This window comes from Geodermatophilus normandii, from assembly GCF_003182485.1.
Lineage (GTDB): Bacteria > Actinomycetota > Actinomycetes > Mycobacteriales > Geodermatophilaceae > Geodermatophilus > Geodermatophilus normandii.
The window spans coordinates 311,371-337,307 of record NZ_QGTX01000001.1; the positions used below are offsets into that span (position 1 = coordinate 311,371).

The 25,937-nt window shown below is 77.1% G+C and carries 28 protein-coding genes; 18 read left to right on the forward strand and 10 right to left on the reverse strand.

Annotation, left to right across the window (positions count from 1 at the left end):
• Positions 1-39: 39 nt before the first annotated feature.
• Both galE and JD79_RS01670 read right to left on the reverse strand, forming a co-directional pair.
• Positions 40-1,008 (reverse strand): UDP-glucose 4-epimerase GalE, encoded by a 969-nt coding sequence (gene galE / locus JD79_RS01665; protein ID WP_110004130.1) that lies wholly within the window; start codon positions 1,006-1,008, stop codon positions 40-42.
• Positions 1,009-1,044: 36 nt separating this feature from the next.
• On the reverse strand, positions 1,045-1,323 hold the full coding sequence (locus tag JD79_RS01670) for a DUF1905 domain-containing protein (RefSeq protein ID WP_211307822.1): 279 nt from the start codon (positions 1,321-1,323) through the stop codon (positions 1,045-1,047).
• A gap of 121 nt (positions 1,324-1,444) precedes the next feature.
• Between JD79_RS01670 and JD79_RS01675 the strand changes: the two genes are divergently transcribed.
• Positions 1,445-1,693, forward strand: a complete 249-nt coding sequence (locus JD79_RS01675) for a glutaredoxin family protein (RefSeq protein ID WP_146220360.1) — start codon at positions 1,445-1,447, stop codon at positions 1,691-1,693.
• 90 nt (positions 1,694-1,783) lie between these two features.
• On the opposite strand, the gene JD79_RS01680 is transcribed toward JD79_RS01675, so the two are convergent.
• Positions 1,784-2,425 carry a maleylpyruvate isomerase family mycothiol-dependent enzyme gene (locus tag JD79_RS01680; protein ID WP_110004133.1) on the reverse strand — a complete coding sequence of 214 codons (642 nt, stop codon included), beginning with the start codon at positions 2,423-2,425 and terminating at the stop codon, positions 1,784-1,786.
• A 248-nt stretch (positions 2,426-2,673) separates the two neighbouring features.
• Here JD79_RS01680 and JD79_RS01685 point away from each other — a divergent pair, with 248 nt between their 5' ends.
• From JD79_RS01685 to JD79_RS01705, 5 genes are all read left to right on the forward strand, one after another.
• On the forward strand, positions 2,674-4,020 hold the full coding sequence (locus JD79_RS01685) for a reverse transcriptase family protein (protein ID WP_211307823.1): 1,347 nt from the start codon (positions 2,674-2,676) through the stop codon (positions 4,018-4,020).
• A 37-nt stretch (positions 4,021-4,057) separates the two neighbouring features.
• On the forward strand, positions 4,058-4,873 hold the full coding sequence (locus tag JD79_RS01690) for an SDR family oxidoreductase (protein WP_110004134.1): 816 nt from the start codon (positions 4,058-4,060) through the stop codon (positions 4,871-4,873).
• Positions 4,870-6,822, forward strand: coding sequence for a Na+/H+ antiporter NhaA (gene nhaA / locus JD79_RS01695; protein WP_110004135.1), 1,953 nt, complete (start codon positions 4,870-4,872; stop codon positions 6,820-6,822). The genes JD79_RS01690 and nhaA overlap by 4 nt, the downstream gene beginning before the upstream one ends.
• The gene (locus JD79_RS01700; protein WP_110004136.1) at positions 6,819-7,460 is read left to right on the forward strand and encodes an SDR family NAD(P)-dependent oxidoreductase; all 642 of its coding nucleotides are present in this window, start codon (positions 6,819-6,821) and stop codon (positions 7,458-7,460) included. The genes nhaA and JD79_RS01700 overlap by 4 nt, the downstream gene beginning before the upstream one ends.
• A gap of 234 nt (positions 7,461-7,694) precedes the next feature.
• A complete protein-coding gene (locus JD79_RS01705; RefSeq protein ID WP_170149074.1) occupies positions 7,695-8,084 on the forward strand; it encodes a DUF1761 domain-containing protein in 390 nt (129 codons plus the stop codon).
• Here JD79_RS01705 and JD79_RS01710 read toward each other — a convergent pair.
• Positions 8,062-9,030, reverse strand: coding sequence for a helix-turn-helix domain-containing protein (locus tag JD79_RS01710; protein ID WP_110004138.1), 969 nt, complete (start codon positions 9,028-9,030; stop codon positions 8,062-8,064). The two genes, JD79_RS01705 and JD79_RS01710, sit on opposite strands and share 23 nt — an antisense overlap.
• 229 nt (positions 9,031-9,259) lie before the next feature.
• Here JD79_RS01710 and JD79_RS01715 point away from each other — a divergent pair, with 229 nt between their 5' ends.
• From JD79_RS01715 to JD79_RS01745, 7 genes are all read left to right on the forward strand, one after another.
• On the forward strand, positions 9,260-10,102 hold the full coding sequence (locus JD79_RS01715) for an alpha/beta hydrolase (protein ID WP_110004139.1): 843 nt from the start codon (positions 9,260-9,262) through the stop codon (positions 10,100-10,102).
• 207 nt (positions 10,103-10,309) lie between these two features.
• The gene (locus tag JD79_RS01720) at positions 10,310-11,632 is read left to right on the forward strand and encodes a PRC-barrel domain-containing protein (protein WP_110004140.1); all 1,323 of its coding nucleotides are present in this window, start codon (positions 10,310-10,312) and stop codon (positions 11,630-11,632) included.
• A gap of 162 nt (positions 11,633-11,794) precedes the next feature.
• The gene (locus JD79_RS01725) at positions 11,795-12,031 is read left to right on the forward strand and encodes a hypothetical protein (protein WP_110004141.1); all 237 of its coding nucleotides are present in this window, start codon (positions 11,795-11,797) and stop codon (positions 12,029-12,031) included.
• Positions 12,032-12,111: 80 nt separating this feature from the next.
• Positions 12,112-13,107 carry a dihydroxyacetone kinase subunit DhaK gene (gene dhaK, locus JD79_RS01730; RefSeq protein ID WP_110007318.1) on the forward strand — a complete coding sequence of 332 codons (996 nt, stop codon included), beginning with the start codon at positions 12,112-12,114 and terminating at the stop codon, positions 13,105-13,107.
• Positions 13,095-13,742, forward strand: a complete 648-nt coding sequence (gene dhaL, locus JD79_RS01735) for a dihydroxyacetone kinase subunit DhaL (RefSeq protein WP_245899533.1) — start codon at positions 13,095-13,097, stop codon at positions 13,740-13,742. Before dhaK ends, dhaL begins: the two co-directional genes overlap by 13 nt.
• Entirely contained in the window at positions 13,739-14,146 is a 408-nt protein-coding gene (dhaM, locus tag JD79_RS01740; RefSeq protein ID WP_110004142.1) for a dihydroxyacetone kinase phosphoryl donor subunit DhaM, read from the forward strand. Before dhaL ends, dhaM begins: the two co-directional genes overlap by 4 nt.
• Positions 14,147-14,207: 61 nt before the next feature.
• Positions 14,208-14,537, forward strand: a complete 330-nt coding sequence (locus JD79_RS01745; protein ID WP_110004143.1) for a hypothetical protein — start codon at positions 14,208-14,210, stop codon at positions 14,535-14,537.
• 12 nt (positions 14,538-14,549) lie between these two features.
• On the opposite strand, the gene JD79_RS01750 is transcribed toward JD79_RS01745, so the two are convergent.
• On the reverse strand, positions 14,550-14,855 hold the full coding sequence (locus JD79_RS01750) for a hypothetical protein (protein WP_110004144.1): 306 nt from the start codon (positions 14,853-14,855) through the stop codon (positions 14,550-14,552).
• Positions 14,856-14,977: 122 nt separating this feature from the next.
• On the opposite strand from JD79_RS01750, the gene JD79_RS01755 reads away from it, so the two are divergent.
• Positions 14,978-16,096, forward strand: a complete 1,119-nt coding sequence (locus tag JD79_RS01755) for a winged helix DNA-binding domain-containing protein (RefSeq protein WP_110004145.1) — start codon at positions 14,978-14,980, stop codon at positions 16,094-16,096.
• Here JD79_RS01755 and JD79_RS01760 read toward each other — a convergent pair.
• Both JD79_RS01760 and JD79_RS01765 read right to left on the reverse strand, forming a co-directional pair.
• Positions 16,093-16,950, reverse strand: a complete 858-nt coding sequence (locus JD79_RS01760; protein WP_110004146.1) for an SRPBCC family protein — start codon at positions 16,948-16,950, stop codon at positions 16,093-16,095. The two genes, JD79_RS01755 and JD79_RS01760, sit on opposite strands and share 4 nt — an antisense overlap.
• 76 nt (positions 16,951-17,026) lie before the next feature.
• On the reverse strand, positions 17,027-17,383 hold the full coding sequence (locus JD79_RS01765) for a hypothetical protein (protein ID WP_110004147.1): 357 nt from the start codon (positions 17,381-17,383) through the stop codon (positions 17,027-17,029).
• Positions 17,384-17,392: 9 nt separating this feature from the next.
• Between JD79_RS01765 and JD79_RS01770 the strand changes: the two genes are divergently transcribed.
• Complete coding sequence (locus tag JD79_RS01770) at positions 17,393-17,839, forward strand: YdeI/OmpD-associated family protein (protein ID WP_110007320.1); 447 nt, start codon at positions 17,393-17,395, stop codon at positions 17,837-17,839.
• A 40-nt stretch (positions 17,840-17,879) separates the two neighbouring features.
• Here the strand turns inward: JD79_RS01770 and JD79_RS01775 are convergent, their stop codons facing one another.
• Together JD79_RS01775 and JD79_RS01780 are read right to left on the reverse strand one after the other, a co-directional pair.
• Positions 17,880-18,812: a class I SAM-dependent methyltransferase gene (locus JD79_RS01775; RefSeq protein ID WP_245899535.1), complete on the reverse strand. Its 933-nt coding sequence runs from the start codon at positions 18,810-18,812 to the stop codon at positions 17,880-17,882.
• Positions 18,809-21,661 (reverse strand): AfsR/SARP family transcriptional regulator, encoded by a 2,853-nt coding sequence (locus tag JD79_RS01780; RefSeq protein WP_245899537.1) that lies wholly within the window; start codon positions 21,659-21,661, stop codon positions 18,809-18,811. Before JD79_RS01780 ends, JD79_RS01775 begins: the two co-directional genes overlap by 4 nt.
• Before the next feature lie 365 nt (positions 21,662-22,026).
• On the opposite strand from JD79_RS01780, the gene JD79_RS01785 reads away from it, so the two are divergent.
• The 3 genes from JD79_RS01785 to JD79_RS01795 all read left to right on the forward strand — a co-directional run bounded on the left by JD79_RS01785 (position 22,027) and on the right by JD79_RS01795 (position 24,088).
• Positions 22,027-22,515, forward strand: coding sequence for a hypothetical protein (locus JD79_RS01785; protein WP_110004149.1), 489 nt, complete (start codon positions 22,027-22,029; stop codon positions 22,513-22,515).
• 113 nt (positions 22,516-22,628) lie between these two features.
• Positions 22,629-23,222 (forward strand): carboxymuconolactone decarboxylase family protein, encoded by a 594-nt coding sequence (locus tag JD79_RS01790; protein WP_110004150.1) that lies wholly within the window; start codon positions 22,629-22,631, stop codon positions 23,220-23,222.
• Positions 23,219-24,088 (forward strand): RNA polymerase sigma-70 factor, encoded by an 870-nt coding sequence (locus JD79_RS01795; RefSeq protein ID WP_110004151.1) that lies wholly within the window; start codon positions 23,219-23,221, stop codon positions 24,086-24,088. Before JD79_RS01790 ends, JD79_RS01795 begins: the two co-directional genes overlap by 4 nt.
• A gap of 15 nt (positions 24,089-24,103) precedes the next feature.
• Here JD79_RS01795 and JD79_RS01800 read toward each other — a convergent pair whose 3' ends face one another.
• Complete coding sequence (locus tag JD79_RS01800; protein WP_110007324.1) at positions 24,104-25,825, reverse strand: S8 family peptidase; 1,722 nt, start codon at positions 25,823-25,825, stop codon at positions 24,104-24,106.
• Positions 25,826-25,937 lie beyond the last annotated feature (112 nt).

The following is a 25,937-nucleotide window of genomic DNA, read 5'->3' on the forward strand; positions in this document are numbered from 1 at the left end:
CCCCCATCGGGGGCAGAGCACGAGCTCGGGCGAGGGAGGTCAGAGCGGCTGCAGCGCCCGCCAGGCGGTCCACGCGCTGGCGATCATCTCCCGCAGGTCGCGGGTGGCGCGGAAGCCGAGGTCGCGGGCGATCCGGTCGACGGCGGCGACCACGCGCGCCGGGTCCCCGGGACGCCGGCCGGCCACCTCCGGCGTCGTGTCCCCGCCGGTGACCTCGGCGACCACGCGCAGCACCTCCCGCACGCTGCTGCCCTCGCCGCGGCCGACGTTGTACGTGCCCCCGGGCCGGCCGGCGACCAGCGCGCGGGCGGCGGCCACGTGCGCGTCCGCGACGTCGGAGACGTGCACGAAGTCGCGCACCGGGCTGCCGTCGGCCGTGGGGTGGTCGTCACCGAAGAGCACCGGCCGGCGCGCGGCGTCGAGGGCCTCGAAGACCAGCGGCACGAGGTTGGCCGCGCCCCGGTCGCCGAGCTCGGGCGCCGCGGCACCGGCCACGTTGAAGTAGCGCAGGCTCGTGGCGGCCAGGCCCCAGGCGGCGCAGTCGCGCAGCAGGTCCTCCCCGGCGAGCTTGGTGCGGCCGTAGGGCGACAGCGGGCGGCAGGGCGTGTCCTCGTCCACCCGGTCGGCGTCGGGCATGCCGTAGACCGAGGCGCTGGAGGAGAACACGAACCGGGTGACGCCCTTGGCGCGGCAGCCCTCGAGCAGCCCCACCAGGCCCTCGACGTTCTCCGCCCAGTAGAGCAGCGGGTCGGCCACCGACTCGGCCACCTGCTTCTTCCCGGCCAGGTGCACGACGCCGGTGACGCCGTTCTCCCGGAGCACCCGCCGGACCATGCCGCGGTCGCGCACCGAGCCGACCTCCACCGGCACCTGCGGCAGCCCGGCGAGGCGGTCCCCGTCGCCGGTGGACAGGTCGTCGAGGACGACGACGTCCTCCCCTGCCGCCACCATCGCGTGCACGACGTGCGCCCCGACGTACCCGGCGCCCCCGGTGACCAGCCAGCTCACCGGCCCAGCCTGCCGTGCCCGCCGCCGGCCCGCGCGTCAGGACAGGCGCTGCCGCAGGTGGACGGCGACCTCCTGACCGGCCGCGTCCTTGCCGATCGCCGTGCAGATCGCCTTGCGCAGCGGGAGCCAGTGCGGTCCCTCGCCGGACGGCATGCAGGTGGCGGTGAAGTCGTGGCCGTCGACGGTGCCGGTCACCTTCACCGCCCGGCGGGTGCCGAACAGCGCGGCGGAGTCCGGCACGGTCAGGTAGGTGGGGAAGGCACCGTCCTTCTCGATGGGGGCGGTGAACGAGGCGTCGACGTCCTGGGGGGTCATGCTGGGCAGACTGCACGAGCGCGCAGGACTCATCGGCCGCGGCGCGCGTTGCCTCCTGGCCGCTCCCCTGGGACGGTGACCGCAGCGGGGAACGACCGACGTCGTGGGATCGGAGCCGTCCATGACCGATGAGCCCGTCACCGTCTACGTGAAGCCCGGCTGCCCCTTCTCCGCGAAGCTGCGCGCGACGATGACGCTCGCGCGCGTCCCCCACCGGGCGGTGCGCTTCTCCGACGACCCGGAGGGCGCGGCCGCGGTCCGTGCGCACCACCCCGAGGGCTGGGAGGTCTCCCCCACCGTCGTCGTCGGCGGGCGGTACCTGACCAACCCGAGCCTGCGCGAGGTCCGCGCGGCGATCGCCGCGCGCTGACCTCCGGGAACGGTCCCCCGGGCGGTCCTACGCTGCCGGGCACCCCGACCCCGGTGGGAGGAGCCCGGCACGGCCTCGGCGGGTGAGCGGTCAGCCCCGCGAGCCGGCGGCCAGCCGGTCGGCGGCCGCGCCGCTCAGCCGCCCCGCGGGCTGGCGACGGCCGCAGACGGCGAGCAGCAGGTCCTGGGCGCGGCCCTCGACCACCTCGCCCTCGCCGTAGGACCACTCGGCGTCGGTCGCCCGCAGCCGCACGCCGGTGAGGTCGACCCCGAAGGCGCGCAGCTGCTTGGGGCGCAGCCCGGACAGCACCAGGGCGCACCGCTGCGGCGAGGCGTGGCGGTCGTCGAGGCCGAGGGCGGCCGAGACGTCGAGGCCGTGGATGACGTCGTGGGAGAGCGCACCGAGTGGCCCACCGCCGGGCGGGGACCACGCGAAGTCGACGTTGTCCCGCAGCGACGTCAGCAGCTCGGCCGGCGACAGCGCGGCGGCGTCGCGGTGTGCGGCCCGGTCGGCGAACCGGTCGAAGCTGCCCCGGGCCCGCAGGATGCCCCGCAGCACCGCCCCGGTGGAGTAGCGGAAGGGCATCGTCGTGTGGGCCAGCACCTCCTTCACCCGCCAGCCGGAGCACAGGCTCGGCGCGTTCCACTGCTCGTCGGTCAGCGACCCGTACAGCGCCGCCTGCTCGCGCCGCTCCGCCGCCGTCGCCGCGCGGATCTCCTCGTCCGTCGTCACGTCGTCCCCTTCGTGCTCGTGGTCCCGTCGCACTGCAGACCGGACCGGGGCCCGGGACTCATCGGTGCCGCTACGGTCCGCAGCGTGCGCGGCGGGGCGGGCAGGACGACCGGCAGCGACCGGTCTCCCGGGGCGACCCCGGGGCAGCAGGTCATCGCCACCATCGGCACCACCCGCCGGACGGCGCGCTCCGCGCACGCACCGGCGACTCCCACGCGGAGTGGCTGCCCGTCCCGCCGCGCACCCCGGTGACGGCCTCCCGCCGGACGGCGGCGACCGCGTCCGGTGTCGCCACCGCGCTGCTGGCCGGTCCGTGGCGACGGCGGGACGCGGTGCGCCGGGTCGCCGTCGCCCTCGGGTACGCGCGGGCACCGCGCTGGGTCGGCACCCTGGTCGGGGAGGTGCTGCTGACCTACCGCGAGGCCCCGGCCGACCGGCCGCGCGAGCTGGCCGCCTTCCTCACCACGACGGCCGGCTGGGAGCGCGGCTGGTCGGCCGGGGAGGTCCGGCCGCGGGTGCACCGCCGCGAGCCGGTCCCCACCCGGGTCGTCCGGCGGCGCCCCGGTGTCCGGGAGGTGTCCGACCTCGCTGCCCTGGCCCGGCTGCTCGACGTCGACCAGGGCGAGCTGGCCTGGTTCGCCGACGTCCGCGGCCTGGAGCGGACCGCGCCGGACGAGGCGCTGCGGCACTACCGCTGGCGGGTCCTCGAGCGTCCCGGCGGCGTGCGCCTGGTGGCCGCGCCCAAGCCCCGGCTGCGCGAGGCCCAACGGCGGCTGCTGCGGCACCTGCTCGCCCCGCTGCCGGTGCACGACGCCGCGCACGGCTGCGTGCCGGGGCGGTCGGTGCGCACCGCCGCGGCGCCGCACGCCGGAGCCGCCGTCGTCCTGTCCATGGACCTCGAGTCCTTCTTCGCCGGCGTGCCGGCCGGCCGGGTCTGGGGCGTGCTGCAGGGCGTCGCCGGGCTGACCGAGCCGGTGGCGCACGCCGTCACCGGCCTGGCGACGACGGTCGTCCCCGCCGCCGTGTGGCGCCGCGTGCCGGTCGGCACCGACCCCGACCGGCACGCCCGGCTGGGCCGCCGGCTCGCCGCGCCGCACCTGCCGGTCGGGGCGCCGACCTCCCCCGCGCTGGCCAACCTGGTCTGCGCGCGGCTGGACCGCCGCCTGGCCGGGCTCGCGGCGTCGGCGGGCGCGGTCTACACCCGCTACGTCGACGACCTGACCTTCAGCGGCGGTCCCGGCCTGCGCCGCGACCGGTTCGCCGCGCGGGTCGCCGCCGTCGCCGCCGACGAGGGGCTGCGCGTCAACCCCGCCAAGACCCGCACCATGGGCACCGGCCACCGCCAGCAGGTGTTGGGCGCCGTCGTCAACGTGCGGCCCACGCTCCCGCGCCCCGAGCGGGACGCGCTGCGCGCCCTGCTGCACAACTGCGCGGTGCACGGCTGGCGCTCCCAGGTCCGGGACCGCGACCCGGCGACCTTCCGCGACCACGTCCTCGGCCGGGTGGCGTGGGCCGCATCGGTCGACCCGGTGCTCGGTGCCCGGCTGCGGGAGCTCGCCGCGAGGATCGACTGGGACGTCCCCGGGACGGCATGATCACAGGCATCCCCCGCTGACCTCCGAGAGGGGAACCATGCCCCCACCTCCCCCCGGGCCGGCCCGGAACGCGCTCGACGGCAGGGTCGCCGTCGTCACCGGCGCCAGCAGCGGCATCGGCGCCGCGACGGCGCGGTCGCTGGTCGCCGCCGGCTGCTGCGTCGCGCTGCTGGGCCGCCGCGGCGACCGCCTGCAGGCCGTCGCCGACGCCACCGCCGACCCCGACCGAACGCTCGTCGTCGCCACCGACGTCTCCGACGGGCTCGACCTCGCCGACGCCCTCGACGCCCTGCACGACCGGTTCGGCCCCGCCGACCTCGTGGTGGCCGGCGCCGGCGTGCTGACCGGCGCGCCGTTCGAGGACGGCGTGCCCGCCGAGTGGATCGAGATGATCGACGTGAACCTGGGCGGCATCCTGCGCACGGCGCAGACCTTCGCCCGCGACCTGCTGGCCACCGCCGAGACCGGCCGCGCCGCCGACCTGTTCCTCATCGGCGCGCTGGCCGGCCAGGTGCGCTTCCCCGGCTACGCCGTCTACTCGGCGGTCGAGGCGGCCGTGGCCCAGCTGGCCCGGGCGCTGCGCGCCGAGTACGGCCGGCGCGGCGTGCGGGTGCACGTCGTCGCCCCCGGCCTGACCGACACCGACCTCGGGTCGGAGATCAGCCACGACGGCACCGCGCGCGGCTGGGCCGAGCACCGCGACGCCGTCGTCCCGATGGACCCCGACGACGTCGCGCGGACCGTGCTGTTCGGCGCCGGCCTGCCGCCGGGGGCCAACCTCGCCGAGCTGATCGTGCTGCCGACCCGCCAGGACCTCTACCTGCCCTCGCGGCGCGGGACGGGGGTCCGGTGAGGGGCACCGCGCGCGCCGAGGAGACGCGGCCCTCGGCGCTGGGCCGCCTGGTCCGGCTGGCCGACTCCGACGCCGCCGCGGCCGGCGTGCTGCTGGCCGCCACGCTGGTGGCGCTGGTGTGGGCGAACGTGCCGGGCTCGACCTACGAGGCCACCTGGCACACGCCCTTCGCCGTGCGCCTCGGCGACGCCGTCCTCGAGATGGACCTGCGCCACTGGGTCAACGACGCCCTCATGGCGGTGTTCTTCTGCCTGATCAGCCTGGAGGTCAAGCGGGACCTGGTGCTCGGCGAGTTCCGCGACACCCGGCGCATCCGCATCCCGGTGGTGGCCGCGCTGGCCGGGCTGGCCGTGCCCGCACTCGTGTTCCTCGCGGTGACCGGGCTCAGCGACCAGCCCGGGGAGGCGCGGGCGGCCTGGGGCGTGGTGATCTCCACCGACACCGCGTTCGTGCTCGGCCTGCTGGCGGTGGTCGGCCGGTCGGTGCCGGTGAACCTGCGCGCGTTCGTGCTGGCGCTGTCGGTGGTCGACGACGTCGGCGCGCTCGCCGTCATCGCCGTGGCCTACACCGACGACCTCACGCTGCTGCCGCTGGCGGTCGCCGTCGTCGGGCTGGTCGCCGTCCTCGCGCTGCGCCGGTTGCGGGTGTGGCGCGGCTGGGCCTACCTGCTGCTCGCGGTGCCCATCTGGCTGGGCGTGCTGGCCTCCGGCGTGCACCCCACGGTGGCCGGCGTCGCCATCGGCCTGCTGCTGCCGGTGAACCCGTTCAGCGCCGAGGAGGTCGACGCCGCCGAGGCCGCGGCCCGCGCCTACGGGCGCACGCCGACCTCCAGCGGGGCGCACCGGGCGGTGCTGAGCCTGACCCGGTCGGTGTCGGTCAACGAGCGCGGGCAGCGGCTGTTCCGGCCGTGGGTCAACCTGGCCGTCGTCCCGGTGTTCGCGCTGGCCAACGCCGGGGTCGTGCTCAGCGGCGAGACGCTGGCCGCGGCGGCGACGTCCGGCCTCACCTGGGCGATCGTGGCCGGGCTCGTCGTCGGCAAGGTGGTGGGCGTGACCAGCGCGTCGCTGGCCGCCGTCCGCCTCGGACTGGGCCGGCTGCCGTCCGGGCTCTTCCCGCGGCACGTGATCGCCGCCGGGGTGCTCAGCGGGATCGGGTTCACGATCTCGCTGTTCATCATCGACCTGGCCCTCGACGACCCCGTCCTGGCGGCCGAGGCGCGCATCGGCGTGCTGGCCGCCTCGGTGGTCGCCGCGCTGCTGGCGCTGGCCGCCGTCGCCGTCGTCCGGGCGGTCGACCGGTCGCGGCTGCCGGGGCGTCAGCGGCTGGCCCGGCCGGTGCGCGCCGACCGGGACCACGTCCGCGGCCGCGTCGGCGCGCCGATGGAGCTGGTCGTCTACGCCTCGTTCGTGTTCACCAACGCCGGGCGCACCGCCGAGGTGGTCGACGAGCTGCGGCAGGTCCTCGGCGAGGACCTGGTCTTCGTCTACCGCCACCTGCTCACCGACGACCCGGCGTCGGCGCGCGCCGCCGAGGCGGCCGAGGCCGCGCACGCCCAGTCCCGCTTCTGGCCGATGCACGACGCGATGGCCGCCCGCGCCGGCCGGCTCGACGACCGGACGATCCGGCGCTGCGCCGTCGACGCCGGGCTCAACCTGGCCCGGGTCGACGACGCGCTGGCCTCCGGCGCGCACGCCGACCGGGTCCGCGAGGACGACGACGACGCCCGCGCGATGGCCCTCGACGAGCCGCCGCGCTTCTTCGTCAACGGCCAGCTCTACGACGGCCCGTTCGACGTGGGCGCGATGCGGACGGCGCTGGAGCAGACGGCCGGGCGGTCGAGGAGCAGGGCGGTCCCGGCCGCGGCGCCCGCCGACGCCCCGGCCGAGGACGCGCTGCCGGTGCGCGCGCCGGCCGCCCGCGAGCCGGTCGACCCGGAGCCGGTCGCGTGACGGCGCCGGAGGGGGCCCGGCCGGTCGCCGGGCGGCGGGCGGTGGTGATCGGGCTGCCGCTGCTGGCCGACGCGGTGGTGGCCGAGCTGACCGCGGCCGAGGCGCTGGTCGAGCAGATCGGCTCCGCCCGCGAGGTCATCGACGCCGCCGACGGCGTCCGCGAGCGGCTGGGCGGCGTCGACCTGGTCGTGGCCGTGCTCGGCGGCGTCGGCGGCGGTCCGTTCGGGCTGTCCCCGGCGGAGCGGTGGGCGGAGATCATCGAGCAGGGTGCCGGGGACGCCGTGCTGGCCGCGCGGGCGTTCCTCGACGACCTGCTGACCGCGGCGGCCAACGACTCCGCGGCCGACCTCGTGCTCGTCGGGTCGGCGGCGGCGTCGGAGCTGGTGCCGGCGTTCGCGGTGCACGCCGCGACGGCCGCCGGCGCCGCCCAGCTCGCCCGCACGCTGCGGCTGGAGCTGGGCGGCACGCAGGTGCGGGTGCGGCACGTCGCCGTCGGCTGGGTCTCCCCCCGGGCCGCGGCCGGGGACAGGGACGCGCTGACCCCCGAGGACGTCGCGCGGACGGTGGTGTTCACCCTGACGCTGCCGCCCACCACGAACGTCGCCGAGATCTCGCTGCTGAGCACCCGCAGCGGCTGAGCGTGTGCGCACGGGCGTGCTGGGGTGGTGTGCGCCGGCGGCGTGTTCTCGTCGGGGATCGCACCGTCAGCGCACGTCGCCGGAGCCCGGGTCTGTCGGATCGATGAGTTCGGTCAGCTCCACGGGTCCCACCGACGACACCGACGCGAGGAGGCAGACGTGGACGAGCGGTCCAGGCGTGGTCGGGCCCGCCCCGGTGCAGGTGCAGCTCGGGGGGACGGCGTGGTGAGTGCCGTGTCCCCGCTCCGGGTGGTCGCGGCGGCCGGGTCGGCGTTCGTCGCCAGCTCCGCCTGGTACGCCGCCTTCGGCTCCCGGCTGGCCCGGCTCGACGAGGCCTACGCCGGTCCCGCGCCGTCGCCGGCGGTGGTCGCGCCGGTGGAGGTGGTGCGCACCGGGGTGCTGGCCACCGGGGTGTCCCTGCTCGCCGACCGGCTGCCGGTCCGCGGTCCGCGTGGGGCGCTCGCCCTCGGGGCCGGCCTGTGGGTCACCTTCCCCGTGGTGCTGCTGACCGGCTCGGTCTTCCACGAGAAGGTGCCCTGGCAGCAGGCCGCCATCCACGCCGGCGACTGGCTGCTCAAGCTGGTGCTGGTCAGCGCCGTCGTCACGGTCCGCCGTCCGGCCTGAGCGCGGCCTGCTCCCGCCACCCGCTCGGGCTCGTCCCGTACTCGGCCCGGAACCGGCGGGCGAAGTGGGAGGCGTCGGAGAAGCCCCAGTGCCGCGCCACCGCGGCGACCGGCCGGCCGCCGGCCCGCGCGAGCTCCGCGCGGGCCCCGGCCAGCCGCCGGGTGATGACCTCCTGCTCGAGGCTCGCCCCGGCCGCGGCGAACAGCCGGTACAGGTGGCGGACGGAGACGGCGTGCGCGCGGGCGATCCGCTCCGCGTCGAGGTCCGGCTCGGTCAGGTGCTGCCCGACGTAGACCCGCACCCGCGTCAGCAGCGTCTCGCCCAGGACGTCGGCGGCCGGCCGCCCGGGACCGACGGCGGAGGCGAGCAGCGCCCGGGCGAGGTCGACGGTCGCGGCGGCGACCGCGTGCGCCTGCGGCTCGCGGGACAGCCGCCCGGCGTCCCGGGTCAGCGCGAGGACGTGCGCGCGGACCAGGTCGTGCAGCGGGCCGGCGTGCAGCCCGGGCGCCGCGCGGCGCACCGTGTCGGCGGGCAGGCCGAGCCGGGCGGCCGGGATGCGCAGGGCCCGGCACACCCCGCGCCCCGACCACCGGTACTCGTAGGGCGCCGAGACGTCGGTGGCCGTCAGCTGCCCGCCGGTGACCACCCGCCGGGCGTCGAACTGCTCCTGCCGCGCGGTGCCCACCTCCTGCACGGTGAGGGACACGACCGGCTCGGGATCCGCGCGGGCGTGCCGGGCGGTCCGCAGCAGCGCGACGTCGCCGGTGAGGTCCAGTCGCATCACCGAGATCCCGCCGAGCTCCCACCCGTCGAGCCGCACCCGCGGCGGCGCGGTGGGGTCCCGGAAGCGGATCCGCGAGGACATCGTGGCCTCGAGCAGGTCGGCCACCCGCCCGGGCCGCCGGTCACCGGCGTCCAGTGCGGCGGTGTCGACGACGGTGACCACGGGGCCTCCAGGGTCGGCGGGCGGATCGGCGTCGTCGCCTCGCCCGATCCTGGCGGCCCCACCCGGCCCGGGGAACCCCTGCCCGCGGCGGTCCGCACGCCGGGACGGCGAGGTCGGCAGGCAGGGTCCGGAGCCGGGCAGCCAGGGCACGGTCGCGCGCCGCGTGCGCCCCTAGCGTTCCGGGCGCCCGCGGCCCGCCCTGGGCCGCCGTCCCTCCCGGAGGCCCGCCGTGCCCGCTGCCGCCCCCGTCCCCGTCGTCTTCGTGCACGGCCTGTGGCTGCACGCCACCAGCTGGGCGCCCTGGGTCGACCTGTTCGCCGCCCGCGGCTTCGCCCCCGTGGCACCGGGGTGGCCCGGCGAGCCGCCCACCGCGGCCGAGGCCCGGGCGCACCCCGAGGCGGTCGCCGGCCTCGGCATCGGCGACGTCACCGACTCCTACGCGGAGGTGATCGCCGGCCTGCCCTCGGCGCCGGTCGTGGTCGGCCACTCCTTCGGCGGGCTCGTGGCGCAGAAGCTGCACGGGATGGGCCTGACCCGGGCCTGCGTGGCGCTGTCGCCGGCGCAGTTCCGCGGGAACCTCGTGCTCCCGCCGGTGCAGCTGCGCACGGCCTGGCCGGTGCTGTCCCGGCCCGGCCTGCGCACGGGCACGTGGGCGCACTCGCCCGACAGCTTCGCCCGGGGCTTCGCCAGCGCCGTCCCGCGGGAGGAGTCCGACCGGCTGTACGAGGCGTACGCCATCCCCTCCCCCGCGCGGCCGCTGTTCCAGGCCGGGCTGGCCGCGTTCACGCCGCGCAGCGAGGCCGCCGTGACCACCCGCCGCGAGCGGGGGCCGGTGCTGCTCGTGGCCGCCGGCCGCGACCGGACGGTGCCCGCCGCGTCGGTCCGCGCCGCTGCCCGCATCCAGCGGCGGCACGGCACCGGCGTCACCGAGCTGGTGACCTTCCCCGACCGCGGCCACTCCCTCGGCGCCGACGCCGGCTGGCAGGAGGTGGCCGCCACCGCGCTGGACTTCCTCGCCCGCCACGGCGTCGGCGTCCCCGCCGCGAGCCCCGCGGCCGAGGGAGTGCGCTGAGGCCGCGTCCCGGTAGCCCGGGGTGCGGCGTCGGCGCACGTGCCCGACCGCCGGTGACGGCGCCCGACCGCCGGTCCACGAACCGGGCGGGGTGGCCGTGGGCCTCCTGTTCGGGCAGGTTGGGGGTCACGACGACCGGGGTAGGGGCGCCCGGTCGGCAGCGGCCGGGCCATCCGGGTCCGGCCCCGGAGGTGTGGGGAGACGACCATGGCACTGCCCGATCGGGACTCGGTACGGGACTGGGTGGGCAAGACGGTGGTCGACCGGCACGGCGCGGACATCGGCACGGTCACCCACCTGCTCGCCGACGAGGAGACCGGCGCGCCGGAGTGGCTCTACGCCGACATGGCCGGCACGACCGTCGTCGTCCCGCTGTTCGACGCCACCGAGGCGGGCGACCGGGTGCAGGTGGTCGTCGACCGCGGCCTGGTCGACGGCGCCCCGCGGTACGGCGAGAGCCGCGAGCTGACCACCGACCAGGAGGCAGCGCTCTACCGGCACTACGGCATCGAGACCTCCACCGAGACGTCCGAGAGCCTGCTGCCGGCGCCCGACGCCGAGGTGCCCGCGACGACGGCGGTGGCCACGCCCGACGGGGTGTCCGCGCCCCCGCCGGTGAGCACGCCCGCGCCGGCCACCGAGGAGGTCGAGCAGCTCCCGCCCCCGCCGCCGGTGGCGCAGCCCGGCGACCGCGACTTCGGCCGCGCTGAGGCGTCCGGCGGCGGGCGCTCGACCGCCGGGATCGCCGGCGCGGTCGCCGCGGTGCTGGCCCTCGGTGGCGTGGTGTTCTCGCTGGTGCGCCGGCGGCAGCAGCCGAAGGCCCGGGTCTCCCGCGGGGCGCGCCGGACGGGGCGCAAGGCGGCCAAGGCGTCCCGCGGTGTGCGCCGGACCGGTCGCCGGGCCGCCCGGCGGGCGCAGGCCGTCCCGGCGACCGGTCGCGCGCGGGTCGAGCACCTGGTGGCCGCGGCCGCACCGGCGGTGGCCAACGCCGCCCAGTCGGTGCGCGAGGCGGCCCTGACCAGCGCCGCCGCCGCCGGACCGGCGGTGGCGAAGACGGCGCAGACGGTGCGCGAGGCGGCGCTCAGCGGCGCGACCGCGGCCGGTCCTGCCGTGGCCGACGTGGCCCACCGCCTCGGCGAGGTGACCCGCTCGGGTGCCTCGGCGGCCGGGCCGCTGCTGGCGACCACCGGGCACGCGCTGCAGACCGGTGCGAACGCCGGGGCCGACCTCACCCGGCAGGTCGTGGAGGTCGGCAGCGAGCTGGCCGCCGCCGCGCTGTCCCGGGTGGCCGAGGCGGGCGCCGAGATCGGCTCGACCGGCCTGCGCGCGGCCATGAAGGTGGGCGGCGCCATCGAGTCGGTGCCCGAGGAGGTCGCCGAGGCCGGCCACCGGATCCGGAAGACCGGCAAGCGGGCCGCCCGGCTCACCTCGCTCGGCGTCGGCGCGGGCGCCGGCTACGTCGTCGGCGCCCGCTACGGCGACTACGGGCAGATCCAGCAGGCCGCCGCGCGCCTCACCGGCCGGGGCTGACCCCGGCCTCGACGGGTCACCGCCCGGGCACGCCCTGCGTGCCCGGGCGGTGACCGTGGGTACCGGCCCGCTCGGCCACCGGACGACGGCGCCGCCGCGCCCGGGCCGCGCCGCCGCGACGGTCCACCATCGGTCCTCCCCACACGCACCGCGGGAGGAACCGTGCACGCCAGGCGCACGCTCGTCGTCATCGCCGGGACCGTCGGTCTCGCCCTCCTCGCCCCCGGCACGGCGTCAGCGGCACCGGGAGGCTGCCAGGCCTTCGGTGAGAACGTGGCCGGACTCGCGACCTCCCTCGGGGCCCGGTTCGGCGCGAACGCATCCGGTGCGGCCCGCCTGTTCCCCGGTGCCTTCCCGGCGATCGTCGTGCACCCGGAGCAGGAGCGCTTCTGTCCCTGACCGACCTCGTTGTGCTGCCGATCACACGGCCCTAGCCTCCGGGACGGTCCCGCTCGCCCTCCCGAGGTCAGGTGCACACGATGAAGAAGCTCATCAACGACCCCGCCGACGTCGTCTCCGACGCGCTGCGCGGGATGGCCCTGGCGCACCCGGAGCTCCGGGTCGACCACGAGAACCGGGTGGTGTTCCGCGGCGACGCGCCGGTCCGCGGCAAGGTCGGCATCGTCTCCGGGGGCGGCTCGGGGCACGAGCCGATGCACGGCGGCTTCGTCGGCCGCGGCATGCTCGACGCCGCCTGCGCCGGCGAGGTGTTCACCTCCCCGGTGCCCGACCAGATGCAGGCCGCGACCGCGGGCGTCGACGGCGGCGCCGGCGTCCTGCACATCGTGAAGAACTACACCGGCGACATCATGAACTTCGAGATGGCCGCCGAGCTGGTCGCCGCCGAGAGCGGGATCGAGGTGGCCACCGTCGTCGTCGACGACGACGTCGCGGTCACCGACAGCCTCTACACCGCCGGCCGACGCGGCGTGGGCACCACGGTGCTGCTGGAGAAGATCGTCGGCGCGGCCGCCGAGGAGGGCCGCCCGCTCGCCGAGGTCGCCGACCTGGCCAAGCGGGTCGACGACGCCGGCCGCAGCATGGGCATGGCGCTCACCTCGTGCACGGTGCCCGCCGCCGGGACGCCGACCTTCGAGCTCGCCGACGACGAGATGGAGATCGGCATCGGCATCCACGGCGAGCCCGGCCGGCGCCGGGTGGAGGTGGCCCCGGCACGCGAGGTGGCCGAGATGCTGCTGGAGCCGATCCTGTCCGACCGCAGCTTCACCGACGGAGTCATCTGCTTCGTCAACGGCATGGGCGGCACCCCGCTGATCGAGCTCTACGTCGTCTACGCCGAGGTCGCCGCGATCCTGGAGCGGTCGGGCATCGGCGTCGCCCGGTCCCTGGTCGGGCCGTACATGACCAGCCTGGAGATGGCCGGCTGCTCGGTCACGCTCCTGCAGGCCGACGACGAGCTGCTACGGCTGTGGGACGCGCCCGTCGTCACCCCGGGCCTGCGGTGGGGGGCCTGAGCGTGGCGGTCGGCGTCGACGACCTGACGGCCTGGCTGCGCCGCTTCGCCGCGGTGGTGCACGAGCGCCGCGACGAGCTGACCGCGCTCGACGCCGCCATCGGCGACGCCGACCACGGCTCGAACCTCGACCGCGGCATGGCCGCCGTCGTCGCCGTGCTGGACGACGCCCCGCCCGCCGACGTCGCCGGGCTGCTGAAGAAGACCGGCGCCACCCTGGTCAGCAAGGTCGGGGGCGCCAGCGGCCCGCTGTACGGCACCCTCTTCCTGCGGATGGCCGGCGCGGCCGGCGACGGTGACCTCGACGACGCCGCCGTGGCCCGGGCGCTGCGGGCGGGACTCGACGGCGTGGTCGCGCGCGGCAAGGCCGAGCCCGGCGACAAGACGATGGTCGACGCGCTCGGCCCCGCCTGCGACGCGCTCGACGCCGCGGTGGAGGCCGGGGAGCCCCTCTCCGGCGCGCTGGCCGCGGCGGCGGAGGCCGCGGCGGAGGGCCGCGACGCGACCGTCCCGATGGTCGCCCGCAAGGGGCGCGCCAGCTACCTCGGCGAGCGCAGCGCCGGGCACGCCGACCCCGGCGCGACGTCGGTGACGCTGCTGGTCGAGGCGGCCGCGGCCACCCTGGGGCGGTCGTGACCGTCGGGATCGTCGTCGTCTCGCACAGCCGGGCGCTGGCCGACGCCGCGGTGGAGCTGGCCCGGCAGATGCTGCCCGGCCGCGAGCTCGCCGTCGCGGTCGCCGCGGGCACGGAGGACGGCGGGCTGGGCACCGACGCCGCCGCGGTGGCCGACGCCATCGGGCAGGCCGACTCCGGCGACGGCGTCGTCGTGCTCATGGACCTCGGCAGCGCGGTGCTCTCGGCCGAGACCGCGCTGGAGTTCCTCGACGACGACGTCCGGTCGCGGGTGACGCTGTCCGCGGCTCCGCTGGTGGAGGGGCTCGTCGGCGCGGTGGTGGTGGCCGCGTCCGGGATGTCCCGCGCCCAGGTGGCCGCGGAGGCCGAGCGCGGGCTGGCGCCGAAGCAGGCGCACCTGTCGTGACTGCTGTGACGGAGGGGACGACGGCGTTCCCGCGGGAACGCCGTCCGCCGATGAGCGGGGCATGCGCGCCAGCCACGTCGCCACCGCCCTCGCCGCCTTCACCGCCGGCCTGACCGCCGCGTCCGCGCTGCACCGCCGCGCCGGCCGCCCGGTCGCCGCTCCTGCGCCCGCCGTCGTCCCCGTTCCCGAGGCCGCCGCGGCCGAGGACGTCGACGCCGTCGTCCTCCCGTTCGTCCGTCCAGCGGTCGAGCAGCCGGCCGTGCAGCCGTCGGCTCAGCCGGCCGGGCCCGCGCGCTGCGGTGACAGCGGCGGCCTCACGAAGGCCGGTGCCCCGTGCGGCGCCCGGGCCACCAGCGGCGGCCGCTGCCACCACCACCCGCTGGCGGCCTGAGCCCGCGGCGGCTCAGCGCCGCTGCACCGAGTTGTCGATGACGTTGACGTAGTACTGCCTCCCGATGGGCCGGGTGCAGAGGAAGGCGTCGCCGTTCCGGTTGACCGCGGCGAAGGCGCCGGCCGCGTTGCCGGCCGCCTCCTCCGGTGACAGGCCCGGGTCCGCGTCGGCGAGGACGTCGGTGAGCTCCTGCAGGTCGACCATCACGAACGCGGGTGGGCAGTCGCCGGGCTTCGACGCGGCCGCGGCGGGGCCGGTGGTGCCAGCGACGGCGAGCACGCCGACGGTGACGACGGCACAGCGGATGGACGTGCGCACGAGGACCTCCGTGGTGTTCGACCTGGTGTGAGCCAGGTCACTCCTCCTGGGGCGCCGGACGGTACGGCAGCGGGCGGGTGATCGGGAGGTTCGCCGTCGTCCCCGTCCGGTAGACAGCGTGCGTGGGCCGGGGTGCGGGAGCCGTCGTCCTGGACCGGCGTGCGCTCAACCGCGCCACGCTGGCCCGGCAGCTGCTGCTGCGGCGCGACCCGCGGGGCGCCCTCGCCACGGTGCGGCACCTGGCCGGGCTGCAGGCGCAGGAGCCGCAGGAGCCGCACGTGGGGCTGTGGTCGCGGCTGGCCGCGTTCCGGCCCGGCGAGCTCGACGACCTGCTGGTGTCCCGGCGCGTCGTCCGCACCCAGCTGATGCGCCGGACCCTGCACCTCGTCACCGCCGAGGACTGCCTGCGGCTGCGGTCGGTCCACCAGGCGATTCTGGTCGCCCGGGCCACCGGCACGCTCGGGCGGCGGCTGCCCGGGGTGGACCTCGCCGCGCTCGCCGCCGCGGCCGAGCCGCTGTTCGCCGCGGAGCCCCGCACGCTGCCCGACGTCGGCCGCGCCCTGGCCGGCCGGTGGCCCGGAGCCGCCGCCCGCGACCTCGGCGACGTCCTGTCCAGCCTCCTGCCGCTGGTGCAGACGACGCCGCGCGGGCTGTGGCGGCAGCAGGCGCCGGCCCGGAACACCACGGTGCGCGCCTGGCTGGGGCGCGACCTCGCCGGGGAGTCGCCCGACGACGTCCTCGACGACCTGGTGCTGCGCTACCTGCGCGCGTACGGGCCCGCCGCCGGCGCCGACCTGCGGGCGTGGAGCGGGCTCAGCGGCCTGCCCGCGGTGGTCGCCCGGCTCCGGCCGCGGCTGCGGGCCTTCCGCGACGAGCGCGGCCGCGAACTGCTCGACGTCCCCGACGCCCCGATCCCCGACCGCGACGAGCCCGCCCCGGTGCGCTTCCTGCCCGCGTGCGACAACGCCGTCCTCGGCTACGACGACCGGTCGCGCATCGTCGCCGACGAGCACCGCGGACTCAGCGTGACCGGCGCCCGGCTGGTGCTGGTCGACGGCTCCGTGGCCGCCACCTGGACCGGCCGCGAGCGCGAGGACGGCGGGGTCGCGGTGACCGTGCAGCCGCTGCGGCCGCTCACCCCGGCCGAGCGCGGCGAGGTCGGGGCCGAGGCCGCCGACCTCGCCGCGTTCCTCGGGGACGGCGCCCCCGGGACGGTCGAGGGGATCCGACCGGCGGGCTAGCGCTGGCTGCCGCCGCCGACCATCGGGTCGTCGCCGTCCCCGCGGACGCCGCGCTCGACGCCCTCGGTGGAGGAACCGGCGGTGTAGCCCTCGGGGTCGGACTCGTCCACCAGGACGTCGTCGCGGACGATCGCGTCCGGCGGGGGCTGCTCGACGACGGTGACCTCCTGCGACTGGACGACGCCCTGCGGGGTCTCCGTACCGGGCTGCCGGACGGGCGTCTCCGTCTCCTGCGGCGTGCCGGCCGACGAGCCCGACGTCGCCGCCGCGACACCGGCCGCCGCGACACCGGCCACCGCGGCGACCCCGGCCGCGACGGCCGCGCCGGACACCCCGGCCTTGCCGCTGTCGCCGCGCGAGCGGTAGGCGGTGTCGGCCGTGGGCGTCCCGACGTCGAGCCCCTCGTTGACCGAGCCGCGCCAGGCCCCCGTGGCGTACCCCTGGCTCTCGACCAGCGCCTTGAACCGCTCGAGGTCGGACCGGACCTGCCGGTCGACGATGCCGAGCTTGTCGCCGACCTGCTCCACGACTCCCTCGGGCTCGTACTCCAGCTCGAGGTACACGATCGTCGAGCCGGCACCGGCGGGCTCGAAGCGGACCGCGCCGGCGTTCGTCGCGCCGCTGGTGGCGGCCCACGCGACCTTGCGGTCGGGCTCCTGCTCGAGGACGGCGGCCTCCCACTCGCGCCGGACGCCCGCGATCTCGGCGACCCAGTGCAGGCGCCGGTCGTCGAGCTGCCGGACCTCCTTCACGCCGCCCATGAAGTGCGGGAAGTCCTCGAACTGGGTCCACTGGTCGTAGGCCGTGCGGACCGGTACGTCGACCTGGATCGACTTCTCCACCTTGGTGGTCATCGCCATCCTCCTCCGTCGCAGGACACTGCCCGACGGGATGTGACCGCCACCACTCCGTCGCAAACAAGCAGGTCACTCACGCGTCACGGCGGCGCAGCGCCCACCACGCGAGGGCGACGGCGACCGCCGCCCACAGCGCCAGGATGCCCAGCCCCGCCACCGGCCCGAAGACGTCGGCCGGCCGGCCGTGCCGCCGCACCGCGACGGCTCCGGCGCGGTCGGGCAGGAAGACGGCGGCCCGCTGCAGCACGGGGACGAGCTCCAGCAGCGGCGAGAGGAGGGAGAAGAACGGCACCAGGAGGCCGAGCGCCCCGGCCCGGTCGCGCAGCAGCATCCCCACGGCCATGCAGACGACGGCGAGCAGGGTGAGCCACGTCGACCGCAGCGTCGTCGCCTCGTCCGGGGACTTCCCCCGTCGCAGCGGGGGCGCCATCGTGTGCGGATGACCTCGGGACTGCAGCTGACGACGACCCTCGAGCCCCGCGGACCCGCGGCGGCGATCGTCCTCACCGACGAGCAGGTGGCCGAGATCGGCGGCGGCGTCCGGGCCTTCCCGGTGCGGATCACCATCGGGTCGGTGACCGTCGAGGGGCGGGTCGCCCGGATGGGCGGCGAGAACCTGGTCGGGCTGAGCAGGGAGCGCCGGACCGCCCTCGGCGTCGAGATCGGCGACACCGTCGAGGTGGTCGTCGCGTTCGACGGCGGCCAGCGCACCGTGGAGGTGCCGCCGGACCTCGCCGAGGCGCTGGCCGCGGCCGGCGTGCGCGAGGCCTTCGACGCACTCGCCCTCAGCCACCGCAAGGAGCACGTGCGGTCGGTGACGGACGCGAAGAAGGCCGAGACCCGCGCCCGCCGGGTGTCCGCCGTCGTCACCGCCCTGTCGGACTGAGTGCCGGGCCCGGCCGCCGGGGCGGCCGGGCCGCGAACGCTCAGGCGCGGCGCGCGGTGAGCAGCAGGTACTCCCAGTCGAGCACCGTCGTCCCGTTGCCGCGGTCGTAGCGCGCGGCGAGCGCGGCCAGGTCGCGGTCGAGCGCCGCCACGCGCTCGGGGTCGCCGGCGATGGCGCGGTAGGTGGCGATGGTCGGCCCGTAGACGGTCTTCCAGTGGTCCCGCCACGCGTCCGGCGACGTCCAGCCCCCGGTGGTCACGGTCTGCCGGCGGGCGACGACGTCGGTGACCCGGTCGCCGAGCAGCCCGCGCACGTGCTGCTCGTCGCCCCACAGCGGCGGCGGCTGCGCGCCGGGCGGCGGCGGGGGCGCGTAGGGCTTCATCGTCCGGAACATCTCGCCGACGAAGCCCTCGGGCGTCCAGCTGACCAGCCCGATCCGCCCGCCGGGGCGGCACACCCGCACCAGCTCGTCGGCGGCCTGCTGGTGATGCGGCGCGAACATCACGCCGACGCAGGACAGGACGACGTCGAAGGTCGCGTCCGGGTACGGCAGCGCCTCGGCGTCCCCCTCCTCCCAGGTGAGCTGCGCGCCCTCGCGGGCGGCGAACTCGCGGCCGGCCGGGAACAGCTCCGGGGTGAGGTCGGAGGCCACCACCTCGGCCCCGGTCAGCGCGGCGGGGACGGCGGCATTGCCGGTCCCGGCCGCGACGTCGAGGACCCGCTCACCGCGGCGCACCCCGGCGGCGGCGACCAGGACCCGCCCCAGCTCGGGGATGAGGTCGCGGGCCACGGACGGGTAGTCGCCCAGTCCCCACATCGCCCGGTGCTTGGCCTTGAGGGCGCGGTCGGCGGTGATCGCGTCCATGGTGTCGGTCATCTGGATGCTCCTGTCGTCGTGCGGGTCCTCCCCGCGATGCGACGACGGTGGCCCCGCCGCGTTGCAGCCCTGCTGCAGCGCGGCTGCACCGGTCATGCAGGCACGGCCGGCGAGGCGACCCGGCCCAGCGCGGCGCGGGCGTGCGCGACCGCACCGGCCTCCGCGGCGCGGGGGTCGCCGCGGGCCGCGTCCCCGTGGCCCGGGCCGAGCGGCGAGGGCTTGCCGGCCGCCACCAGGCAGGCGTGCAGGGCCGCGGCGTCGTCCTCGGCGCCGACCCGCTGCAGCAGCCGGACGGCGTAGCGCAGGTTGAGCCACTGCTGCGTGGAGTCGCCGACCCGGTCCCAGTGGTCGAGGACGGCGACCAGCGCGCGGGCCGCCTCCGCGGGGTCGCCGTGCACCGCGCGGGTCGCGGCCGCCTCCATCTGCGCGATGCCGTGCCACCAGAAGTTGTGCACCGACGCGGCCAGCCGGCCGGCCTCGTCGAAGAGCGCGAGCGCCCGGTGGGGGTCGGACTTCTTCAGCACCAGCCCGAGCGCGTAACGGGCCATCGAGCGCGCCGTCGGGTTGGCCGTCGCCTCCGCCACCGCGAGGCTCTCCTGCGCGGCGGCCAGCCCGAGCTCCGGCCGGCGGCGCACCGCCTCGCAGACCGCGACGTAGTACAGCGTCCACACCAGCCGGATGCGGTCGCCGTCGCCCCGGGCCCGCTCCGCCTCGGCCGTGTAGTGCCGCAGCGCGGCGTCGACGTCGCCCTCGTAGAGCGCCACGTCGGCGAGGACGTCGCCGGGGTGGGCGATGCGCGCGGTCCCGGCCGGCGGCGGGCGGTCGGGGGCGCGGAGCGCGGTCGCCCGGGCGCAGGCGAAGTCGCCGCGGTTCCACGCCCCGCGGGCGGCGGCGCCGACGGCGGCCGGGTACCTCGGGTGGCCGGGGTCGACCACGGGCAGCAGCGACTCGGCCCAGGCGTAGGCCTCGTAGCCGACCCGCAGGTGCACCAGCTCGGGCACGGCCGCGACCAGCCGCACGGCGAGGTCCCAGTCACGGTCGGCGGCGGCGCGGGTGAACGCCGTGCGCAGGTCGTCGTAGACGCCGAGGGCCTCCTCGGCCCACGCCCGCTCGTCGGGTCCCTGCAGTCCCGCGCCGGCCCGCTCGGCGTAGTCGACGTGGTGGCCGACGTGCCGCCGCGCCAGGTCGGCGGTCTCCCCCGCGTCCTCGGCCTGTGCCCGGCCGTAGGCGCGCAGCGTCTCCAGCAGCCGGTAGCGGCTGTGCACGCCGCTGCGCACGACCACCATCGACCGGTCGACGAGCCGGGTCAGCCGGTCGAGGACGTCGTCCTCGCTCGCCGCGGGGTCGGCGACGCGGTGCACGGCGCGCAGGTCGGCGCCGCCGGCGAACACCGACATGCCGCGGAAGAGCCGCTGCTCGGCCTCGGGCAGCAGCCGGTAGGACCACTCGATCGCCGCCACCAGGCTCTGGTGCCGGGCGACCGGCCCGCGTCCACCGCCGAGCAGCGGGGTGTCCTCCAGCCGGGCGGCGACCTCCGCCGGGCTCATGACGCGCATCCGGGCCGCGGCCAGCTCGATGCCCAGCGGCAGCCCGTCGAGGCGGCTGCAGATGGCGGCGACGGCGTCGGCGGCGGCGCGGTCGAGGCGGAAGTCCGGGGTGGCGGCGCGGGCCCGCTGGACGAACAGCGCGGTGGCGTCCTCCAGCGGCAGCGGCGGCACCGGCCACACCTGCTCCCCCTCCACGGCGAGCGGCTCGCGGCTGGTCGCGAGCACCACCACCCGCGGGCACCGGCGCACGACCTCGGCGACCAGGCCGGCCGCGCGCGGCAGCACGTGCTCGCAGTTGTCCACGAGCAGCAGCAGCGCCCGCCCGCGCAGGTACTCCAGCACGCTGTCCTCGACCGACAGCCCCGAGCGCTGCCGGATGCCCAGTGCCGCGGAGACGGCGTCCCCGACCGGGCTGCCGTCGGGGAGGGCGGCGAGCTCGCACAGCCACACGCCGTCGGGGAAGCGGTCCCGGTCCCTCGCGGCGACCTCGACGGCGAGCCGGGACTTCCCCGCGCCCCCGACGCCGGTCAGCGTCACCAGCGGGCCGGCCCGCAGGGCGGCGAGGACCCGCGCGACCTCCCGGTCCCGCCCCACGAAGCCGCTGGCCCGCCGCGGGAGGTTGCCCGGCGGCGGCGCCGCGGCGAGCGCCGGGTCGTGCACGAGGATCCGCCGGTACAGCTCCCGCGCGGGGGCCGCCGGCTCGACGCCCAGCTCGTCGTCGAGCCGGGTCCGGAGCTCGTGGAAGGCGGCGAGCGCGTCGGCCTGGTGCCCGGTCGCGTACCGCGCCCGCATGAGCGTCACGGCCGGCCGCTCCCACGTGGGACTGCGGCGCACCAGGGCCTCGAGCTCGGGCACCGCCTCGGCCGCCCGTCCCAGCTCCACCAGGGCCTCGGCGCGGTCCGCGGCGGCGCCGGCGCGCAGCTCGGTGAGGCGGGCGGCCTCGGCGGTGGCGAAGTCCTCGTCGGCGAACTCGGCCAGCGCGTCGCCGCGCCACAGGGCGAGTGCGGCGTCGAGGTCGGCCAGCGCCCGCGAGTGGTCCCCCGCCGCCGCGGCCGCCCGGGCGGTGCGCACCCGCTGCTCGAACTCGTCGGCGTCCAGCGTCGCGTCCGCCAGCGCCAGGCAGTACCCGGGCGGGCGGTGCCGCAACGGCGCGGCGTCCCCGAGGACGCCGCGCAGCCGGGAGACGTAGGCGCGCAGCGCGGTCGGGGCGCCGTCGGGCGGGGCGTCCCCCCACACCGCGGCCAGCAGCCGGTCGGCGGGCACCACCTCGCCGTGCGCGACCAGGAGCGCGGCGAGCAGCGTGCGCGGCTTGTGCCCGCCGACGGCGACCGGGCCCGACCCGTCCTCGACCTGCAGCGGTCCCAGGACGCGGAAGTGCACCTGCCTCGTGCCGGTCATCGCCGCCTCGCCTGCGAGGGGACTCCAAGGGGTGCGGCCGACCCTAGCGACGACCCGGGGTGGTGCACAGGCTCCGCCGGCACGCGGACGGTCACCACCGGGACGGCGAGGACCGCGGAGCCGACGACCACCGGCCCGTCGGCGCGGACGCGGCCGTGCCGCCGTCGCCGCGCGGGCGCCGGAGCCCGGCCGACCCGGTCGTGCACCCGCGCCTCCTCGTTCCCCGGTCGCCGCACCGTGGCGGGCGGCGGAGCCGGCGGCGAGGAGCGGATTGGCGCACCACCCGGCGGGTAGCTGGAGATCACGGAGGGCCCGGTCCGGCGGTCGCCGGGCTCGGGGACGGTACGGACAGACGGAGGAGAGCCATGGGCAAGGTGACGTTGGGACTCGGCTTCGGTGTCGGGTACGTGCTCGGTGCGCGCGCCGGCAAGGACCGGTACCAGCAGATCGTGCAGACCGTGCAGGGCTTCCTGGGCCGGCCGGAGGTGCAGCAGACCATCGAGAAGGCCCGGGACGCCGCCCCGGCTCCCCTGCAGGGCAGCATCGACAAGCTGACCGAGGCCGCGTCGGGCGGCCAGAGCGGCGGTCAGGGCAGCAGCGGGACCTCCGGCACCGGGACCTCCGGCACCGGGACCTCCGGCACCGGGACCTCCGGCACCGGGACAGCCGCCGGGGTGGCCGGCGTCGGCACCGGGATCCCCGACACCGAGGCGCTCGTCGCCGAGGCGGCCGTCATCGAGGAGCTCGACGTCGTCGTGACCCCGCCGACGCCGGCCTCGGGCACGGGCGGCGCCGCCGGGGCGAACGGCGCGGTGCCCGACCCGCTGATCCCGCCCGCCAAGTCGGGCGAGTAGCCGTCGCGGCGCGCGACCGCCCTCGCCGGGCGGTCGCGCGCCACCTCGGGCCTGTCACACCCCGCCGGTGGCCGGTGTCTCCATGTCGGACACACCGCACCCCTGGAGGAGACATGGCCGGCAGCACCCGGGTCCCCGCGATCGAGATCACCGGCGTCTACGGGACCCTCGTCAAGACGATCAGCCGCAGGGTGTTCGGCCAGGTGCCGGAGGGCGCCGGGGTGATGTGGCACCACCCGGCCGTCCTCAGGGACTCGATGGCCTTCGGCCGCAGGGTCGACTCGTGGAACCGGCTGGACCCCGGCCTGGCGACGTTCGCCGCGATGGCCTCGGCCGCCGCGATCGGCTGCAGCTTCTGCCTGGACCTGCACTACTTCATGACGCGGCACCGCGGCCTCGACGAGGCCAAGGCGCGCGAGGTGCCGCGGTGGCGTGAGTCGACGGCGTTCACCCCGCTGGAGCGACGGGTGATGGAGTACGCCGAGGCGATGAGCCAGACCCCGCCGGCCGTGACCGACGAGATGTCGGCCGCGCTGCTCGACGAGCTGGGGGCTCCCGCGCTGGTGGAGCTGACCGCCAGGATCGGGATGATGAACATGACCGCGCGGGGCAACGTCGCGCTCGGCATCCGGTCGCAGGAGTTCTCGGCGTCCTGCGGCCTGCCGCCGCTGACGGCCCCGTCGTCGGCCGGCGCCGCCTCCGCATGACCGACGACCCGTTCCTCGCCCACCGCGGCCTGCTGTTCACCGTCGCCTACGAGATGCTCGGCTCGGCCGCCGACGCCGACGACGTGGTGCAGGAGACCTGGCTGCGGTGGGCGGACGCGGACCGGGCCGCGGTGCGCGACCCACGGGCCTACCTGGTGCGGATCGTCACCCGCCAGGCGCTCAACCGGCTGCGCACCGTGGCTCGCCGGCGGGAGGACTACGTCGGGGAGTGGCTGCCCGAGCCACTGCTGACCAGCCCCGACGTGGCCGACGACGTCGAACTGGCGGAGAGCGTGTCGATCGCGGTGCTCACCGTGCTCGAGACGCTGGGGCCGACCGAGCGCGCGGTCCTCGTGCTGCACGAGGTGTTCGACGTGCCCTTCGACGAGATCGCCGAGGCGGTGGGCAAGTCGAGTGCCGCGGTGCGGCAGATCGCGCACCGGGCGCGCGAGCACGTGGCCGCGCGCCGCCCGCGGATGGAGGTGAGCCGCGCCGAGCAGCAGCGCGTCGTCGACCGGTTCCTCGCCGCGGTGACCGCCGGCGACGTGCAGGGCCTGATGGACGTGCTCGCGCCCGACGTGGTCGTGGTCGCCGACAGCGGCGGCCTCGCGCCGGCCGCGCTCCGCCCGGTGACCGGTCAGCTGCGGGTGGCCCGGGCGCTGGCGCGCTTCGCCGATCTCGCGCCCGGCGTGGGGATCGCGACGCCGCTGATCAACGGCACGGTCGCGGCGCATGTCGACGCGGGTGGCCCGTTCGACACGGCGATCACCTTCGTCGTCGAGGACGGCCGGATCACCCGGGTGTACGCGATGCGCAACCCGCACAAGCTCGGCCGCCTCGGCGAGGTGACCGACCTCCGGCGGTGACGACCGCAGGCCGGGTCACCGCCGCACGGCGGCCACTGCGTCCACGATCCCCTCGCCGTAGAAGCTGTTGACGTCCGTCGTGCCCTCGCACACCGCGTTCCACTCGGGGGGTCGCCCCTCGTCGGTGTAGTCCTCGACACCGCCCGCGGGACAGGCGTGGTCCTCCGCGGAGGCGGCCAGCACGGCGGCGACGACCGCCGGGTCGAGGGCACGGCCACCGTGACCGGTCGGCCGTCCCCTCTCCCCGATGACGAGGGCTGCGACCCCCGCGACGTGGGGCGCCGCCATGGACGTGCCCTGGAGGTACGTGTAGAAACCGCACCTGCCCCGGTCGTCGCAGTAGTTGATCGAGAACTCGTCGACCGGCTGGCCCGTCGGGTCGGCCAGCCCCTCCGCGATCGCCACGTGCAGCGGGTAGGACGACAGGACGAGGTTCCCCGGCGTCTGGAACCGGGGGGTGCCGACGAAGTCGCGGAACCAGCCACCCGGGGCGGCGATCTCGATGTCGCCCAGCCCGTAGTTGGAGTAGTCCGCCTTGGTGGTCGACGGGCCGACGGCCGACACCGAGATCACCTGCGGTGCCTCGTTGGGCAGGTTCAGGCACGTGTCGGCCACGACGCGCGGCCGGGCGGTGTCCGGGGGGTAGTCCGGGCTCGTCTCGTCCGTCCGGGTCGGCGCGGCGAGGTCCGTCGCCTCGTTGCCGGCGGACCCGACCAGCGTGACCCCGCGCTCGTGGGCGTAGGCCACCGCACCCAGCACCAACTCACGGACGAGCCGCTGCTGGGCGAGCTCCTCGTCGGTCACCGTGCCCTCGATGTACTCCTCCCGCGAGGAGCAGTTGAACAGCCACGGGTCGGTGTAGAAGCTCATGTTGACGACGTCGAGGCCGATGTCACCCGAGTACACCAGCGCCCGGACCGTCTCGTACAGGAAGAAGTAGCCGGAGTCCTGCCCGGCGCGCACGTTGACCAGCGTCGCGTCCGGGGCGACGCCGCCGATGCCGAAGCGGTTGTCGTCGGCGGCGACGATGCCGGCGACGTGGGTGCCGTGCCCACCGTCGTCCACGTCCGCCGGGTCGACGCAGCTCTCGACCTCGCACGGGCCGTCGATGTCGGGGATGTCGGTGACGAAGTTCCGGGACCGCTCACCGTCGAAGTTCGGGGCGAGGTCGGGGTGACTCGCGTCGATCCCCGTGTCGATGATGCCGACGTCCACACCCCTGCCCGTGGCGGTGCGCTGGGCGGCGTCGGGCGTGGCACCGATCATCTCCATGTCCCACTGGAGGTCCGCCAGCGGCTCGGCGCGTTGCCCGTTCCGCGACGGGTCGTGGCCGTGGCCAGCAGAACCCCCCCTTGGTCGCTCCACGGCGTAGCGGTGGGGCATGCCGGGGACCGTGGTGCCGACCGCGTGGTTGCGTGCCGCGCCGCGGATCTCGCTGCGCGCGCGCACGTCGTCCATGAACGCCCCGTCGGTGGAGGTGACCAGCGCGATGCCGACCTGCTCGGTCACGTCCTCGACCGTGCCGCCGGCGGCCTCTATCTGGGCGACAGCCGTCTCCGGGGCGCCGCTGAAGGAGACGACGTACTCCTCACTGACGCCGGAGGGTGGCTGTGGCGCCGGCTCCTCCGCCGGCGCGCCGGTCGCGGCCGTCGCCGACGCCACCACGGTCGTGAAGGCGGCGGTGAGGACGCCCAGCGTCCTGAGGCCGCGGCCTGCTCCAGAGTGTCGGAACCACATGGGCACCACTTCCCGGTCACCGCCCTGGGTCGGTGGAGAGCCTCGTCACGGCCCGGACTGCCTGTGTGAGTAAAGCCACTCGGACGGTGCCTGTCGACTGGAGCGCGGATCC